This is a genomic window from Alphaproteobacteria bacterium (genome assembly GCA_035625915.1).
Taxonomy (GTDB): Bacteria; Pseudomonadota; Alphaproteobacteria; order JACZXZ01; family JACZXZ01; genus DATDHA01.
The window spans coordinates 1-15775 of sequence record DASPOR010000032.1; the positions used below are offsets into that span (position 1 = coordinate 1).

Sequence of the window (15775 nt, forward strand, 5' to 3'; positions counted from 1 at the left end):
CGGTCCGGCGCAACGCGCCGTGGCGACGGCGGTCGCGGACTGCGTCAAGGACGGTACTATTCCCGTCGCGGAGGCCGATGACGTTTTCATTTCCGTCGGCGTGTTCATCCACTGGGAAGCGGCTGACGACAGGAAAATTCAGGACTTCAATTACGAAGCGACCAAGTTGGCAATCAAGCGCGCGGTCAATGGAGAGCCGAGCGCCAAGCACATGCTCGAACAGCGCGACAAGGTCAGCCACCCGTTCGCCGCGCACAACTAGGCCGTTGCTCGACACTTTGAATTGGCGGCAGAGTCCCGCCGCGATTGCCAACCGCGCGTGGCCTCGCTTTCGAATGAGGCCACGCATGGGGAATGGTTAGCAAAGTGGCGCTAGGACCTCTGGTACCAACCGGCCGTCATGAATTGCCGACGCAACGAGTGCGCCTGCAATCCCCATGGCGGCCAGCCTTTCGAGGTCTTGAGGTCCGCGCACCCCGCCGGCCGCCCAAACGAGTCGGTTTCCTGCTTTTTCTTTGATTGCGGCGAGGCGCGGGAAATCCGGGCCGAGATCGGTACCAACTCGGGCGAGCGACATCACGATGACATTGTGCGGCCAAAGGGCTGGCTCCGTCTCGAGCAGCACGGGGCCGACGAACTCGCCGCCGCGGTAATCGAGCGACAGCACGCACCCGCCATCGCCCAGCCTCTCGCGGGTTGCGGCGAGGGTGTCGCCGTCGGGCAGGCTTTCGCTGCCGAGCACGGGGACAACTGCCGGGCCGGCGGTGTTGATTGCCGCCTCGACACTTGTCGCACCGCAATCGACCCATATTTCGAGTGTCTTATGCAGCCGTCCAAGCCTTGTTATTGCCTTTCTGTTGTCAGCCCGCCCTTCGATGGCATCCAAATCCGCGATATAGAGGCGGCGAAACGGCGCGAGTGACAGCAAACCGGCCAACACGTCGGCCGGGGAACTCGTCTTGGCCAAGGGCGTGCGGATCGGGCGATAATGGGCACGATCGCCCGCACGGGCGTGTACGATGCGGCCTCCTTTGAGGTCCAGCACGGGAATGACCGAGAAGCGAGTCGCCATGGAGGTTCCGGGTGCGGATTTTCGTTTGTGAATATATTACAGGCGGCGGCCTGCAGGGTGGCGTGGCACCCGCGTCGCTTATCGCCGAAGGTGCGATGATGGTGCAAGCCCTTGCGGCCGATCTTGCCGATATTTCCGGCGTCCGCGTCCTGGCCGCGTACGATCCGGCCGTGACGCTCGGCCCGCTTCCTGCTGAACTACGCGCCGTGGCGCCGAACGGCATTTGGCGCCAATGGCAAGAACTTGTCGCCGAAGCCGATGCCGTATGGCCGATCGCACCGGAAACAGACGGAGCCCTCGAGCGCCTTACCGAACTTGCGGGAAAGGGAGGCCGCCCGGTCTTAAATAGCCGCCTCGCCGCCCTCGCCATTGCGCGCAGCAAGCTCGCGACGTTCCGCCATCTTGCAAGCCGCGGAATCCCAGTGGTACCCACCGTCGACGCCCAAGACGATCCGCCGGCTAGCAAAGCGGGGTGGGTCGCAAAGCCGGACGACGGTGCAGGCTGCGACAACACCATTTTTCTCCCCGATGCAATCGCCCTCGCGCGCTGGCGCCGTGCTGGGCCGGCAGCCTCATCGGTGCTCCAGCCCTTCTTGCCGGGGGCGGCATTGAGCGGGTCGATTCTCGCGCAAGAAGGCCGGTCGTGGCTTCTCGCCTGCAATCGCCAAAATGTCGAGATAATGGGGGGGAAGTTTGCCTATCATGGCGGCATCGTGGGTGGCGCTGAAGAATTCCGCGCCCGCCTCGAGCCGATCGCCGCGCAAATCGCCGCGGCATTACCCGACCTTTGGGGCTACGTCGGCGTCGATTTGATCGACGGGCCGGGCGGCCCGGTGGTACTTGAGATCAATCCCCGCCTGACCACCTCTTACATTGGGCTCAGGCGCAGTCTTGGACTCAACCCGGCCGCTCTCGTTCTCGCACTACTCCATCGCAAGATCGGTTCCATCGTCCGGCCGCTCTCGCCACAACCCGTCGAGATCGCGGTTTCGGGCTTCGAGGCGGCCGCATGACGGAAATCGTCGGCCTCGACATTGGCGGCGCGCACCTCAAGCTTGCGCAAGTGCGCAATCGCCGGGTGGTGGATGTCCGCCAACTTCCCTGTCCCCTGTGGCAGGGACTCGATAAACTTTTCTTGGCGCTCGGACAGGGCTTCGCCGGCCGTGCTCCACCGGAGCGGATCGCCGTCACAATGACGGGCGAGCTTGCAGACATATTCGCGAACCGTGCGGCGGGGGTACGGGCGATACTCGATTGCCTGGTCGCCGTCGCACCCGGTGGCAAAATCTCGACCTACACGGTCGATGGCCGCTTTGCATCACCGGAGGAGGCAAAATCGAGGCCCGAGCGCGTGGCTTCGGCAAATTGGCACGGGACGGCCAAGATCGCCGCCGCCCACTGCGATGAGGGGCTTCTCCTCGACATCGGAAGCACCACCACCGACGTGATCCCGTTTCGCGATGGGCAAGTCAGGGCACGCGGCACCGATGACGCCACGCGCATGACCCATGACGAGCTCGTCTACACCGGCGTCGTGCGAACGCCTGTTATGGCGGTAGCGCGTCAGTTGTCCTTCGCGGGAGAGCATGTCGGCGTGATGGCCGAGCATTTCGCGACGATGGCAGACGTCTATCGCGTGACCGGCCAACTCCCGTCCCACGCCGACCAGCATCCGAGCGCGGATGGCCGGGGCAAGTCGGTCTCGGAAAGCCGGGCCAGGCTTGCCCGAATGATTGGCTTCGACTTCGCAATGGCATCCGATTTGGCTTGGTCCGCTCTGGCGCATCAAATCGCCGCCCGCCAACTCGAAGCGCTCGAAGCGGCCTGCCATCGCGTGTTGTCTGCCTTTTTGCCGGCACCCGACGCTCCGATCGTCGGCGCTGGAGTCGGACGGTTCATCGGCGAGGAGCTTGCCAGCCGTTTACGCCGACCTTATCGCAGCGTTGCGGCACTCATTCCGGCGGAACCCGCGGTCGCCGAGGCCGCCGCCGATTGCGCACCCTCAGCGGCCGTAGCACTGTTGCTGGCGGAGGCTTGAACCACAGCGGTTGATTGTACTCTCCTCGATGCCGCCTCGATCGCGGCGCGCACGCGGACGACTGCGTCACGATCGATAGGCCCATCGCGACGGCCGCTTGTCAGCGCCGTGCGAAAGCCGAGATAGTCAGGCCCGAGCGGGACGAGGTGCGGGACGTCGTCGACGCCGAGCGAGCCCGCCAAGCCCGTGAACAACCGGCACCCCCGCGCACGAGCAACAAATTCCGCAAGTCCCTGAAGCGGCAGATGGCGGGTAAGTGGTCCGGCACCTTTGTCAGCGGTATCGAGCATCACGCCGCGAAATCCCGCGGCGGCGAACCGGTCGACGAGGGTAAGTTCGGGTGCGCGGTCCGCGAACAAGACCGCGACAAGCTGCCGGCCGCTTGCCGCGATGGACGCGAGGGCAAGAAGGGTCGACTCAAGCGCGCCATCGAAAATGCCGATCTTGACGATGTCGACGCCCGACTTCGCCATCTCGTCGACCGCTGACGCCACCAGTGTTGGATCGAGCGGCATGTCGCCGATCGTCGCACTCACGACACACCGCCTGTCGACGGCTTTGAGGATTTCGCCGATTATCCGCTCAGGCAATCGCCCGAGCGCCCCGGCCCCCGGCTCCTTGAGATCGAGAATATCCGCGCCACCCTCGAGTGCAATGAGCGCCTCGTCGCGATTGCGCACGCTGGCGAGGAGAGCGGTCACGATGCGGCCTTTCCCTCTGACCCGGAACGGAACGCTGCGATGCGCTCGATCAGCCAATTCCATGCTTGAAGCTCGCGCGGACCCGCGGTCTTCTCGATCGCTATATTTAGATAGGCAATTTCACGCTCGATCTTTTCCGGCGGCAGCATGTGAAGCCGGCTGACCAGGATGGCCGCCTCGATGACCGCCGCTTGCGCGCGATTGAAACCCGCGAAGGGGGCATGAGTCACCCGATGCACGATCCGACCGAAGAATCGCGGCCGCAACTCATCCTGCTCGACGCGATCAACAACGAGCTCCTCATGGCTTAGTGCGGCCTCGAGCACGGCGCACGCGATCGTTTCGGCCGGTCGAACCGGCCAGTTTGGCCGTCCCGTGAGGCAACCTGCGAAGATCCGCACGTCGTCCGTGTGATTGATGACGGCGCGGTCCGCCCGTGTCAGGTTCTCGAGGGTGATCGACGGTCGAAAGGGGGCGAGGATCGGCGTCCCATCGCGCCATGTAACACCCATCGGGGCGATGTGTGCGGTGCCGTCCGCATTCAATGTCGTAATGATGCTTTCGATGATCATCGCGCCGTCAGCCTGCCGCCTTGCGCCGCTTGCGACGGGCTTGAAGGGTTGGGCCCGGTGCGCGCTGAACAAGATGCGACTCCTTCGGCCTGTCCACGGCACATCCCCAATCGAGCGGTTGATCCTGCACGTATCGCTTGCCGAGTTGCCATGCGATTTGCGCACGGCCAAGCTCGAGGCCGAGATAGAAGGCGTGGGCGCCATCGGTCTCCACGCCAAGGACGTGGAATAGTTCGTACGCATCCTGGGCGACGTTGTGGCCGTCATTGTTGTAGACGTGAATGCCATCCTCCGCCGTTTCGATACGGAAATTTCGGTCGCGGATGAGGGACGCGGTTTCGGCGATTTCTTCGCTCGTGCCAGCGAACGGCCGCCTGTCGCGCAGGCCCATCAGGCTCGCGTCGATCCCGATCGGCAGGCGCTGTAGCGTTTTCGCCGCGTGCATCAAGCGTCGGGCCCGATCCGCCTCACGGATCGCGCGCCTGCAGTGTGGACTCGTCTGCACGACAAGAACGTCCGTGATCGCAAGCTCGGCGATCATGCCGAAAAGAAGCGCGTTGACTCCCGTCGTGTCGGCGTCGGTGAGCTCGGTCAGATTGCCGACGCCCATGAGAATGGGCGCCTCCGGCAAGCGGCGGCGAAGCTCCGCATAGCGCAGAAGCGACGCCGTGAAACCGAAGGGAATCGGATCGAGCACGGAGTCGAGAATATAGCGTCGGCCATTGCGCTCGAGACGTTCGGCCGCACGGCACAAGGAATCGATGTCGCCCGAGACACTCGGGATCAGGACCGGCACGGCAGCCACCTCGTCGAGAACGTCGAGGGTCGTCTCATTCAAGCTCAGCAGAAAATCCGCACCGGCCCGCCCGCCGCGACGCAACTCCTCCGAGTCGGCTGAGTCGACGCTTGCCAAGAGACCCGCCGCCTTGAGTGCCGCGATTGCGTCTTCCAGATGCGGAAAGGGTGTTGCGGGCAGGCAGCCGAGGTCGATGACATCTGCACCCTCGGCCGCGAATGCTTGTGCGCGCGCGAGAATGCCGTCGAGCGGCAGGAGCGGCGCATCGACGATCTCTGCAAAAATGCGCACATTGTGCTGCGTCAAGTCGATGCCTTGGGACTCCTTGCCGAAATGCGTGGGAAGATCGTGCAGGTCCTCGGGCCCGCGCTCGAAGCTCGCCGGGAACAAGCCGTCCAGGCTCGCAAGGTCGCCGCGGCAATGGCCGGGTACGACGACCCGCTCGGCGCCGAGTGCATCCTTCGGGAGCCGGCGGCGGATGAGATCGACCGTCATGAGCCCCGCGACCTGGATGCCCATATCGTGCACTGTCCATACGAAGTCGAGGTCCGCAAGACCCGTGAGCACGGTGCGCAGTCGCTTCTCTGCGAGGTGGCCCGTCAGGAAGAGTGTATGCCCGGACATGCGAGTCGAGCCTTTACGGCTGCCTCCAACTCTGTCATCGACATGACGACTTGTGTGTCCTCGAAGGCCCTGAGCCGCTCGACATTCTCGAGATCGATGCGCCGGGGATAGACCTTGACCATACCCCCAGGGGCCAGTGTGTCAAGTTCGGGGGCCGTGTCGCAGGCAAACACGATAGCCGGAATCCGGCATTTGCCAGCTTGGGCAAAGACGTTCGTCGCAAGCGTGTCGGAAATGCCCGCCACGCATTTGGCAACCGTGTTCGAGGTCGCGGGCGCCAGGACGAGCGTATGAAAGTGACCCTCGTAGAACAACCCGACCGGTGCTGCGGAGGCGGTCGTGTCGCGAAAGATGCGCGTATCATGGGGTAACCCGCCCAATCGCGACTTGTACATGCGGATCACCTCGGCGGCGGCCTTGCTCACGAAAAGGTCCACACGCTCAAGCGTCGCCATGAGCTCAAGGCACTCGGTGAAAAAATGACCCGAACCGGTGAGCGCCCATGCGAGCCGCCTTACGGGAGCCTTCGCGTGCGCGGTCATGACAATGCGACTTCCGAGCGCAACTCGGCGGCAAGATGTTTCTCTTCGCCGGGTCCAAAGCAGTGCAATCCGAACTTCGCACCCGCAACGTAGCGTGGAAACGCCGGATCGACGATCCCAAGATCCGCCAGCCGGTGTGCATCGTGGGGCGGGCCGACCGTGACCGATTTGATTAACAGGAGGTGGCTGGCGCCGAGTCGTCGGGCGAGCCAAGCGGCGAGGCTGTCGGAGGTGATCTCCCAGCTCGTCGCTACTTCGGGTGCGGCATCGATCATTGCTCGCGGCTGCCAGAGCGCGACCCGATCCGCGGCAAGGGCCGCACGAATTCCGGCTTCCGAATCGCAGAGATGAAAAGCGGGCTCGAGGTCTGCGAGCAGGAGCGCATACTGCTCCATCGCAAGAAGCGCCATGCGGTGCGCCGCGAGATCGGAAAAGCGATAGGACGATTGAGCCGCGCGGACGGCATCGGCGAATTCCCCACCGCCGGGCACGATCGCGGCCCGTCCCGCACCGTGGTTGGACAACACGTCGAGCCAGTTCTCGAGGGTTCGGGCTTTGGCTAAGCTGCCACCGAGCTTGACAACAAGCATCATGGACCCGGTGGCGCAATCCGGCGATGCCGCTCCATGACGACGCCCACGCTTTCGGCCTCGGGATAGGGCTCGAGCTTTTCGACCGAAACCCACACGCCGATCGCCCGTGGATCTTCGAAGCAACGCTCAATAACGCGGCTTGCGAAGATTTCGACCAATTCGATGTGACCCGCGGCCGCTATGGCGCGAACGCCTTCGACGATCGTCTCGTAATTGAGCACGGCATGCATATTGTCGCCCGCGTCGTGCTCGATCGTGACGAGGACATTGACCCGAACTTGCTGAGGCTTCTGGCGTTCGTATTCGTAGATGCCGATGCTGGAAGCGACCACGAGATCGCGCACAAAGACCCGGTAAGCCGACCCCGCCTGTTGCATGGGTCGCTGATGGATCCGTAACGCGTCGGCGAGCATCCACCTGGTTTCCATGCCGGGAAGAATGCCCGATCCGCCCGCGTTTTGGCAATCGCCCACTTCAAGCGATCGACCGTGCGGAGGGCTAAGCGGGCTCGCCCAGCCGGGAGAGCGTCTGGCGCTCGACCTTTGGCGCATCGCCGATGCGCAGATAGCGCAACGGTGGGGGGACGCACCTTCAGCTTTGGGGAGTGCGGGGAGCGCGTCATGGTCGGGCGAGAGCCCGCACGCGGGATCGACGGCGCCGGCATTTCCCGTGAGGGCAAACGCCAGGCACCGGCATCCGCCCCGGTCGATCTCGCGGCGCTCACAGGTCCGTTGCAACGCGCCTAAATCGCGATGCACCCTCGGATTCCAAGTCGGTGGCGCGGGTTTCCTGCGAAAATATTCGCCAATTCGAGGATCGACGCTTCGGTGTGTCGGGCCAGTGGCGTCAAAAGTCGATTCTTGTTAGATTCGCCAAAGCCTCAATTTCGCCCGTTTTGTGGTGACCGACGAAGACCGTCTGCCCAACGAAACCCGCCGCAATGACGCATATGGGGTGCGCCGATGATTCACCGCGTTACGCAAAGAGCTCTCGTCGTTTGTGGGTTTCTTTTGACCGCCGTCGGATTCGCTACAGCAACGAATTCGGCGACAATCACAAGCCCGGTCGCGACAATAACCCTCCACATGCCGGATGGGAGCGCAAAATCCTTCCCCGTTCGCGGGCAAGAGGGAATCACGGTCGAAAGAGCCATGCAGCTCGCGAGAATCAGATACACCGTGAGTTACTACGGGAGTGTCGGCTATGTGCTGATGCAAGCGAACGATCAGCCGCCGCAAACGAACGGTGAGCTGAAGAGGGGCGAGCCCTTCTGGTTGCTTTGCGTCAACGATCGCAATCCGCATATCGGAATGTCCTCTGTGAAGCTGAAAGCCAACGATCGCGTCGATTGGTACTGGACGACGAACGGGCAAGACAAATGTCCAATGGATTCCTCATAATCGTGAGTCGAATGCAGCAACGCGGCGAGGGAAAAAACATGCGTGCACTAAGTTTTGCCTTTGCTTTGCTTGTCGGTATCGTCTGGCAAACGGCAGCGAATGCGGCATGCGAGCCGTCGATCGTTGCAAATATCGATAGAGACATGGACAGGCATTACATCTACGTCACGAATATCTGTAATGATTACTATATGAACTTCGCTGCCTGCGTAACAACCGGCGAGGGAGAGCCCGTTATCATTGGGACGGTCGATCCCATATTACCGGGGGAGACGAGAACGATCGACGTGGGCAAAGATCTAAAGTTTCACGCCGCCATCAAATATTTGGCATGGCAGGGTCACGATTTCAGGAACCCCTGCACGTAGGTGCGGCGCAAATAGGGGACATACCGTTGAATCCAGATCAAGCGCTTTGACGGCCTCATAACGAACACTCCCGCCTCTGACGCGTCACTTCTGCTTGTGACGCATTTTTGGAAATTCACTTAATTGCGTCACCCTTGAGGATCCAAGCCTATCCCGCACAAATCAAGACGACGCGATCCTCTAAATATGGACCCCTCGATGCTCGCGCCGACCGTTTCGGTTCCTCGAGTGGATATCGGCATGCATGAAGGCGAGGTTCCAGCACGGGGCCCCCAATCCCGATCCGCGTATTGACGTATACAATCTCGATATATAAGACTGACCAACTCAGAAGTGGGATTCCGAGCGATGCTGACGCGCGATCAGATCGAGGAATACTTCGAGCGCGGGTTCACAATCGCAGAGGGCGTTCTTGATGGCGCCATCCTCGATGGAGTGCGCGCGATCATCGACGGGATCGTGGAAAACGCCCGCTCGGTTACTCGCAACAATGAGGTCTACGATCTCGAAGAGAGCCATACGCCTGCGAAACCGAGGGTGAGGCGTATCAAGGAGCCAGTTGATCGGCATCCACTGTTTTGGGAACTCCTGAGGTCTGATGGCATTATCGGTCCCGTCAAGCAATTGATCGGGCAGAACCTGCGGCTTCATGGAAGCAAGCTCAATATGAAGTCGGCGGGATATGGTGCTCCTGTAGAGTGGCACCAGGATTGGGCGTTTTATCCCCATACGAATGAGGACATCCTGGCGATTGGCGTCATGCTCGACGATGTGACGCTCCAAAACGGTCCTCTGCAGATTATACCGGGCAGTCATCGCGGACCGATATACAACCATCAGAATGACGGGTTTTTCGTCGGTGCCATAGATGTTGCCGGCTCTGGCCTCGACGTTGGAAAGGCTGAAGCGCTGACCGGTACCGCTGGGAGCATGACTATCCATCACGTCCGTGCGATCCACGGGTCAGCGCTCAATCTCTCAGGCCAGCCCCGTCGGATGCTGTTTTACGAGATTGCGGCGGCGGATGCCTGGCCGCTTGCAACCTACCTTCCAAACTATTCCGATTTCGAGCATTTCTTTAGCAAGCGCATGATTACCGGGATACAGACACTCGAGCCCCGCGTGGTACCCGTTCCAATACGGATGCCCGGCGCGCTCCGCCGCAGCTCGGAGTCGATCTACAATCTTCAGCTAGCAAGCAAGCGCTACTTCAATCCTTTTCAAGAAGCCGGCTAACCGGCAGGCACACGCGACATGGCGCGCCTCAGGCGCGACGGTACAGCAATAGGGAGGATATTGCAGGGGTCTGTCGCATCGTTCCAATCTAGAAGCAGCTTTCGTCCTTTCGCAAAAGTAGTACCTGTCATCCACAGAGGCATAAACGTCAAAGGAGGGACACGGCTATGAATGTTTTTTTGCGAAATCCATCGAACGCGGTAAAGCGGGTCCGACGATTGTCCGGTGGTCTATTTCCGTTACTACTGCTGGTGCCGCTTTTTCTATTCTCGAGCCATGTTGGCTATACGGCAGGCCCCTCCGACGAAAGCGCTACTAAAGCGATGGAACAATGGGGCTGGTCACCTATGGCAGGCTCCATCCCGCCTTTCGCGTGCAAGGATGATTCTTACGACCGTGCGGTAAAAGACGGCATCACGTTCGGTACTTACGATCTACAGCCATACCTATTTAAGTCGGCAAACGGCGAGCCTCAGGGATTCGAATGGGATCTGCTCAAGGCGACGTTGGCCTATGCAGGTATCGACAAAATAAAGCTGTTATACGCCGATTACGGAACATTGCTCCCCGGACTCGTGGCGAAGCGCCTTGATTTATTCCCTGCACATGAGACCCCTGAACGTCTCAAGCTCATAGCATTCACCGGTCCGGTTTACTGGTATGGCCCTGCAATTGCGGTTCCTGCAGGTAATCCGGCTAAAATTCAGTCCTACGGTGACTTGGTTCGGTCAGATGTAACGGTTGGGGTCGTCAGCGGTTCGGCGGCACAGCTGTACATGGAGCGAGTGAAAGGACATATCGTTCCATACAAGGATGAACTACTCGAACTTGCTAGCCTCGTTGACGCGAGGGAGTCAGCCATTCTTGAAGATGCGCCTTTAATAGCGCAGTACCTGAAAGCCAAGCCAGATGCGAAGATTGAGGTCTTAACCGAAGTTCAACTTCCGCCGAAGACCCTTGCGGAAATGGGGTACGCTTATTTTCGATGGGGGGTAAGGAAGGAGGACTGCAGTCTGGGGTTGGCGATCTCACGCGCTCTGATTGAAGTCCGTGCAAATGGCGTGGTACGGGACATCCTCGAAAAGTCGGGAATGGGCAAATACGCAAAGGTCAATATACCCGGCCTGAGCGACTAATCGAGTTCGAGGTATGGTAGCGCGGTCATTCGTGGCCGCGCTACCCCACCATGAGTACCAGTCCTGCATTATGCTTCGATGTGCCATAAGATCGGCGTCGAGTGTGACAACATTCCACGCTGCCTCTTGTCCCGCCCTGAACAAGCGGCTCTGAACCGACACGCACAAGCGTTCGAATTTTTGTCCATCGTAGTCCACGTTCGGCTTGACAGACGAAAGCCGAACTATCGCCGCCGCAGTGGCATTTCAAGCTCGGCACCAGCTCAACTCACTCCTCCGGAGATGCACTCCAATGCTATTTGACTGGCAGCTTGCCCGCGAATCTCTGGTTCCTCTTCTCTTAGGCACCAAGATAACCGTGCTCTTTACCTTCCTCGTGATGGTTATCAGCCTCATAGGAGCTGTACCGGTAGCACTTGCCAGGCTCTCCAAATATCGCCTTATCAGATGGGCTGTGACCATCTACGTGAACGTATTTCGCGCGACGCCGCTTTTGATCCAACTCATATACATTTACTATGCGCTGCCCGTTTTCGGAATTCGCCTTTCACCGTTCATGGCAGGTCTCGCTGGGCTGTCACTTCACTACATTCCCTTCATTGCAGAAGTATACCGCTCCGGAATCCAAGCGATCCCGCAAGGCCAACGTGACGCCGCACAGGCTCTCGGTCTCAGTCGTTGGCTGATCAATCGAAAGGTCATCTTCCCACAAGCTTTCAGAATTGTGATTCCGTCATTGGGAAATTTCTTCGTCTCTCTGGTGAAAGATACGTCGCTACTGTCAGTTTTGACCGTGACCGAACTCGTCTTTTCCGGCGAACTTATCGCTGCGCGGACCTATGACTATTTTACCGAGTACACATTGGTCTTTGTCTTTTATCTCGCCCTCGGATCGCTAGCGATTTGGTTAGTCCAAGTAGTTGAGCGGCACGCGCCAGGCGTCGGTTCCACGAAGGCGCCCGGCCGAAGGGTTATTCTCGGGCTCGCCGAAGCCAAAACGACGGAGAGGTAGACCGTGTACGGAAAGAAGGGTCCAGAGTTTCGTACCAGAGCCGTCCATTAATGCGTTCGTGCCGCAAGCACGTTGCATCGCCGTCGCGACCGGCGTCTTTGTGACGATTGACGATATCCGCACAGTGAGATTTCAGGATAAATCAGCTCGGCTTCATGGACTCGCTCGGTCGCGAGAGTTTAGGTTGGTGTTCCTCGGGAGGCCGAGCAAGGCGCTGTACGTCGAGAGGAGGAGGCTCCCTGAGCGATATGCCGGCTGCGAGGCTTCTCACCAAAGCGACCGACGCCCCGTCGTCGACAGCGTCAATATCGAAACCGCCGGTCCACGCGGACCTGCGTTGTTGCAGGATGTGTGGCTGATCGAGAAGTTGGCGCTCAGGGACCGGCACTTCCAGCATACCGATTTTTACAAGGTGATCCTCGGCTCCGCTTGGGCAACCTGACGGCAACCGTCCATTCGGCGGCGCGGCGCGAGGCCCCGACGGTCCTGCGTCGATCAACGCGAGGACCTTCCTTCGACCGGAGCGGCGTGAGATCCGTTCCTGGCCTGTATCGGGCAAGGAATACGGTGCATTTTGTCGTTGCTCCTCAAAACGATCCAAATGCCGAGCCAAGCAAGATAACAGCCGCAAGCGCGAGAACGGAACTGACGATGCCCACCATTACGACGCCGAAGTAGCTCTCGCGATGCGTCGACCCGCAAATGGAGAGCACGGTGACCACCGCACCGTTGTGCGGCAATATGTCGAGCGTTCCCGAGCCGATCACAGCGACGCGGTGCATTAACGCAGGACTAATTCCTGTGTGTGAGGCGATGGTCATGAAGGTTTGTCCAAGCGAGTCGAGTGCGATTGTCAGGCCGCCGGAGGCCGAGCCGGTGAGGGCGGCGAGCACATTCGTTGCCAGGGCAAGTGAGACCAGTGGCCCGCCTTCGATCCCCAAGACCCAGTCACGTACCATCCCAAATGCCGGTAAGGCCGCAACGACAGCCCCAAATCCAACGAGGCTCGCGACACTGACAGCCGGCAAGACGGATGCATTGGCGCCTGCGTCCATGCTCTGGCGCAGTGCCGGCAGGCGGTTACGGTTAAGGAGGATTAGCGTGACAATCGCCGTGGCGAGTGCGACCACAACAGACCAGACCCCCGCCACAGCAGATATCGAAGTGCCGCCCCAACGTTCTTCGGCCAAGAATGAAAAGTTCAGTCGTGGCAGAACAATTAGCGACATCGAGAGGTTGACCACCACCACGACGATGAGTGGCAGCCCCGCGATATAGATCGGTGGCGGGGTTTCGCTGTGACGACCACGACGTATCTCGGCCGGGTCGAACTCACGCGCGGTGGTGGCGCGCTCGCGCACATTCTCATCGTCCGCCGCTTGATCGACGCCCATGGGACTGTCCGTTCCATAACCCTCGCCCGATTGGCGAGCCGCCGCCTCGGCTCGCCTGAGCCACCACAAACCGAAACCTAGCATGATAATGGAAGCTACGATGCCCAGACCGGGTGCTGCAAAAGGCGTTGTGCCGAAGAACGGCATCGGGATTGCGTTTTGAATCGACGGCGTGCCAGGCAAGGCGGACATGGTGAAAGTCGAAGTGCCGAGCACGATCGCCGCGGGCATCAGTCGCCTGGGAATGGCCGCGGCACGGAAGAGTTTTTGAGCCATTGGGGCGAGCACAAAGAAGGCGACGAACAGGCTCACGCCGCCGTAAGTGACCAGCGCGCCGGCGAGCACGACCGCGAGCATCGCGCGGCGCTCTCCCAGGCTCCTGGTCATGTAATCCGCGACGGCTGAGACCGAGCCGCTGTCGTCCATGAGCTTGCCGAAGATGGCTCCCAGGAGGAAGAGGGGAAAGAACTGGGCCAAGAACCTCGCGGCACTTCCCATGAAGATCTGCGTCCAGTTAGCGAGTAAAGGCTCCCCTCCGAATGCCGCGGCGACAAGTGCTGCGACGGGAGCGAGCAGCAGCACACTCCAGCCCCGGTATGCGAGCCAAATCAGTAAACCAAGTCCAACAAGGATGCCCACGAGGCCCATATTTCAACACTCCGCCAACAAAACGTCCAAATCGGCTGTCGATCGCTTGCCAAGGTCGTGGGCGTGTGCCTTCAGGAACTCGCCCGCAGCACGGCGCCCCTCCTCTCGCAGCATTACGACGAAGTCCCACTCCGCGTTGAGCTTCGATGAGGCGCCGAACTTCGCTAGCATATCGGTCTTTATTCTATGCGTCCGCATCTGCGCCCATCGCGCACCCTCCCCTTTTCCTGCATCGACCACCTGGCGCAGGAGCGCGATCATGCGGAGTTCCTTCGAGAGGGGCGAATTGAAAGAAATCTCATTGAGCCGATTCAGGATGTCCGTGGCTGAGCGCGGAATCTCCGGTCGTTCGGGCGGATTGATCTGCACCAGAATGGTATCGTGGGCATCGCTTTCGCGGATGAGCGGCGTGATGGTGGGATTGCCGGCGAAGCCGCCGTCCCAATATGCTTCTCCGTCGATTTCAACCGCGCGAAACATGGTCGGAAGACAGGCCGAAGCGAGGAGCACATCCGCCGTGATCTCTGGGTTGCGGAAGATACGCCCGCGACCGGTTCGCACACTCGTCGCGGTGATGAACAGCCTGATCGGGGAGTGAATGACGCGATTAAAATCGATAGTCCCTTCAAGAATGCCTTGTAGCGGATTGTAACCCAACGGATTGAGGTCATAAGGCGACAGTATCCGCGACATCAGATCCATTGCGAAATAGGCCAGGGACGTATCGAGCGTCCAGCGACCCGTGAGACGATCAAGGGGAGAGCGCTGCAACGGGCTGAACACCGCGGCTTGCGACACGCGCTGCCAAAATTTATCGAGGGCCGCGCGCGCGCCTTCAGCGCCCCCTTCCGTCCACCCGTCCGCCAGCACCGCAGCGTTCATTGCTCCCGCCGAGGTGCCGGAAATCCCCGCGAAATGAAGCCAGTGCTCTTCAAGCAGGCGGTCTAGCACGCCCCAAGTGAACGCCCCATGGGAGCCGCCGCCCTGAAGGGCTAGGTCCACCGGAACTCGTTCGCGCTTTGCGCTTTTCGACCCCACGGGCTGCCCCACCTTCTCCCGACATCGCGGTATCGGTAGCCATCCGATATTTTGTCTTGCTTTGCTGCGTTCCGGCCTCGCTTAAAATGCGCTCGCATCGGACGGTCACGAGATCACAGCAGAGCGCCCTTCGTCGATACTTTTATGATATGGACGCAGAAATCCAAAATCGCCATAGGCACTGACGCCAAGCATCGCAGGTTACATCACTGGCTTGCCGAGTGTTGCGGATCCGAAATTCGCCACATCTGAGTGCGGGACCGTGAGCGAATTTCGGACTCAAAGCCACACTAGCATTTTGTTGTATCGAGTGTCGTATGGATTTGAGGTTCCTGAACGCGGACGCCACCAAAATGACTGGAACTTCAAATCCACCACACAAGGTCCGCCAATAACTCAAAGCGGATCGACCCGCATGTTTGCTGTTACCTTCGCAATCAATAGTTAAGCGGACATTGCATGGCCCGTTCAAGTCGGAGCCGATTTACGGGTACACTGGCTGGACGGCTCGGAGTGGGATGGCGCCGTCGTGGAAATCATGTCACTCGCTCGTTTTTGGCGGAGTGGTGCGAAGATGATCGACGCGCGATCCGAGACCGTCGCCG

19 protein-coding genes are annotated in these 15775 nt (G+C 60.2%); 10 read left to right on the plus strand and 9 right to left on the minus strand.

The features are described 5' to 3' along the window. The coding region (locus VEJ16_03040; GenBank protein HYB08629.1) for a formaldehyde-activating enzyme at positions 1-262 on the plus strand (262 nt) is incomplete at its 5' end. Positions 263-358: 96 nt separating this feature from the next. On the opposite strand, the gene VEJ16_03045 is transcribed toward VEJ16_03040, so the two are convergent. Beyond that, entirely contained in the window at positions 359-1072 is a 714-nt protein-coding gene (locus tag VEJ16_03045) for a HisA/HisF-related TIM barrel protein (protein HYB08630.1), read from the minus strand. An 11-nt stretch (positions 1073-1083) separates the two neighbouring features. Here VEJ16_03045 and VEJ16_03050 point away from each other — a divergent pair, with 11 nt between their 5' ends. Together VEJ16_03050 and VEJ16_03055 are read left to right on the plus strand one after the other, a co-directional pair. Then, positions 1084-2085, plus strand: a complete 1002-nt coding sequence (locus VEJ16_03050; protein ID HYB08631.1) for an ATP-grasp domain-containing protein — start codon at positions 1084-1086, stop codon at positions 2083-2085. Then, entirely contained in the window at positions 2082-3110 is a 1029-nt protein-coding gene (locus VEJ16_03055; GenBank protein HYB08632.1) for a hydantoinase/oxoprolinase family protein, read from the plus strand. The genes VEJ16_03050 and VEJ16_03055 overlap by 4 nt, the downstream gene beginning before the upstream one ends. Here the strand turns inward: VEJ16_03055 and VEJ16_03060 are convergent. Genes VEJ16_03060 through VEJ16_03085 form a run of 6 tightly spaced genes read right to left on the minus strand, consistent with a single transcriptional unit; the run spans position 3005 to position 7411 of the window. Beyond that, the gene (locus tag VEJ16_03060; protein HYB08633.1) at positions 3005-3811 is read right to left on the minus strand and encodes a (5-formylfuran-3-yl)methyl phosphate synthase; all 807 of its coding nucleotides are present in this window, start codon (positions 3809-3811) and stop codon (positions 3005-3007) included. The two genes, VEJ16_03055 and VEJ16_03060, sit on opposite strands and share 106 nt — an antisense overlap. Beyond that, positions 3808-4383 (minus strand): DUF447 domain-containing protein, encoded by a 576-nt coding sequence (locus VEJ16_03065; protein ID HYB08634.1) that lies wholly within the window; start codon positions 4381-4383, stop codon positions 3808-3810. The genes VEJ16_03060 and VEJ16_03065 overlap by 4 nt, the downstream gene beginning before the upstream one ends. Positions 4384-4390: 7 nt before the next feature. Further along, a complete protein-coding gene (locus VEJ16_03070; GenBank protein ID HYB08635.1) occupies positions 4391-5803 on the minus strand; it encodes a DUF6513 domain-containing protein in 1413 nt (470 codons plus the stop codon). After that, entirely contained in the window at positions 5779-6345 is a 567-nt protein-coding gene (locus tag VEJ16_03075; protein ID HYB08636.1) for a flavoprotein, read from the minus strand. The genes VEJ16_03070 and VEJ16_03075 overlap by 25 nt, the downstream gene beginning before the upstream one ends. Next, the gene (locus VEJ16_03080; GenBank protein ID HYB08637.1) at positions 6342-6938 is read right to left on the minus strand and encodes a hypothetical protein; all 597 of its coding nucleotides are present in this window, start codon (positions 6936-6938) and stop codon (positions 6342-6344) included. Before VEJ16_03080 ends, VEJ16_03075 begins: the two co-directional genes overlap by 4 nt. Continuing rightward, positions 6935-7411, minus strand: coding sequence for a dihydroneopterin aldolase (locus tag VEJ16_03085; protein HYB08638.1), 477 nt, complete (start codon positions 7409-7411; stop codon positions 6935-6937). Before VEJ16_03085 ends, VEJ16_03080 begins: the two co-directional genes overlap by 4 nt. Positions 7412-7558: 147 nt before the next feature. Here VEJ16_03085 and VEJ16_03090 point away from each other — a divergent pair, with 147 nt between their 5' ends. From VEJ16_03090 to VEJ16_03120, 7 genes are all read left to right on the plus strand, one after another. Beyond that, complete coding sequence (locus VEJ16_03090; protein HYB08639.1) at positions 7559-7684, plus strand: hypothetical protein; 126 nt, start codon at positions 7559-7561, stop codon at positions 7682-7684. A gap of 339 nt (positions 7685-8023) precedes the next feature. Continuing rightward, positions 8024-8338, plus strand: coding sequence for a DUF4430 domain-containing protein (locus tag VEJ16_03095; GenBank protein ID HYB08640.1), 315 nt, complete (start codon positions 8024-8026; stop codon positions 8336-8338). A gap of 38 nt (positions 8339-8376) precedes the next feature. Beyond that, complete coding sequence (locus VEJ16_03100; GenBank protein HYB08641.1) at positions 8377-8706, plus strand: hypothetical protein; 330 nt, start codon at positions 8377-8379, stop codon at positions 8704-8706. A 348-nt stretch (positions 8707-9054) separates the two neighbouring features. Then, entirely contained in the window at positions 9055-9942 is an 888-nt protein-coding gene (locus VEJ16_03105; GenBank protein HYB08642.1) for a phytanoyl-CoA dioxygenase family protein, read from the plus strand. A gap of 167 nt (positions 9943-10109) precedes the next feature. Then, positions 10110-11078 (plus strand): transporter substrate-binding domain-containing protein, encoded by a 969-nt coding sequence (locus VEJ16_03110; GenBank protein HYB08643.1) that lies wholly within the window; start codon positions 10110-10112, stop codon positions 11076-11078. Between the two features lie 292 nt (positions 11079-11370). Then, positions 11371-12090 carry an amino acid ABC transporter permease gene (locus tag VEJ16_03115; protein ID HYB08644.1) on the plus strand — a complete coding sequence of 240 codons (720 nt, stop codon included), beginning with the start codon at positions 11371-11373 and terminating at the stop codon, positions 12088-12090. A 187-nt stretch (positions 12091-12277) separates the two neighbouring features. Continuing rightward, positions 12278-12532, plus strand: a complete 255-nt coding sequence (locus tag VEJ16_03120) for a hypothetical protein (protein HYB08645.1) — start codon at positions 12278-12280, stop codon at positions 12530-12532. Positions 12533-12677: 145 nt separating this feature from the next. On the opposite strand, the gene VEJ16_03125 is transcribed toward VEJ16_03120, so the two are convergent. Beyond that, positions 12678-14132, minus strand: coding sequence for a GntP family permease (locus VEJ16_03125; protein ID HYB08646.1), 1455 nt, complete (start codon positions 14130-14132; stop codon positions 12678-12680). A 3-nt stretch (positions 14133-14135) separates the two neighbouring features. After that, positions 14136-15134: a patatin-like phospholipase family protein gene (locus VEJ16_03130; protein ID HYB08647.1), complete on the minus strand. Its 999-nt coding sequence runs from the start codon at positions 15132-15134 to the stop codon at positions 14136-14138. Between the last annotated feature and the right edge of the window lie 641 nt (positions 15135-15775).

Bases quoted from the DNA above. Each gene is read 5' to 3' on its own strand.
- VEJ16_03045 (HYB08630.1), bottom strand. From the start codon at position 1,072: ATGGCGACTCGCTTCTCGGTCATTCCCGTGCTGGACCTCAAAGGAGGC.
- VEJ16_03055 (HYB08632.1), top strand. From the start codon at position 2,082: ATGACGGAAATCGTCGGCCTCGACATTGGCGGCGCGCACCTCAAGCTT.
- VEJ16_03065 (HYB08634.1), bottom strand. From the start codon at position 4,383: ATGATCATCGAAAGCATCATTACGACATTGAATGCGGACGGCACCGCA.
- VEJ16_03070 (HYB08635.1), bottom strand. From the start codon at position 5,803: ATGTCCGGGCATACACTCTTCCTGACGGGCCACCTCGCAGAGAAGCGA.
- VEJ16_03075 (HYB08636.1), bottom strand. From the start codon at position 6,345: ATGACCGCGCACGCGAAGGCTCCCGTAAGGCGGCTCGCATGGGCGCTC.
- VEJ16_03080 (HYB08637.1), bottom strand. From the start codon at position 6,938: ATGATGCTTGTTGTCAAGCTCGGTGGCAGCTTAGCCAAAGCCCGAACC.
- VEJ16_03090 (HYB08639.1), top strand. From the start codon at position 7,559: ATGGTCGGGCGAGAGCCCGCACGCGGGATCGACGGCGCCGGCATTTCC.
- VEJ16_03095 (HYB08640.1), top strand. From the start codon at position 8,024: ATGCCGGATGGGAGCGCAAAATCCTTCCCCGTTCGCGGGCAAGAGGGA.
- VEJ16_03100 (HYB08641.1), top strand. From the start codon at position 8,377: ATGCGTGCACTAAGTTTTGCCTTTGCTTTGCTTGTCGGTATCGTCTGG.
- VEJ16_03105 (HYB08642.1), top strand. From the start codon at position 9,055: ATGCTGACGCGCGATCAGATCGAGGAATACTTCGAGCGCGGGTTCACA.
- VEJ16_03110 (HYB08643.1), top strand. From the start codon at position 10,110: ATGAATGTTTTTTTGCGAAATCCATCGAACGCGGTAAAGCGGGTCCGA.
- VEJ16_03115 (HYB08644.1), top strand. From the start codon at position 11,371: ATGCTATTTGACTGGCAGCTTGCCCGCGAATCTCTGGTTCCTCTTCTC.
- VEJ16_03125 (HYB08646.1), bottom strand. From the start codon at position 14,132: ATGGGCCTCGTGGGCATCCTTGTTGGACTTGGTTTACTGATTTGGCTC.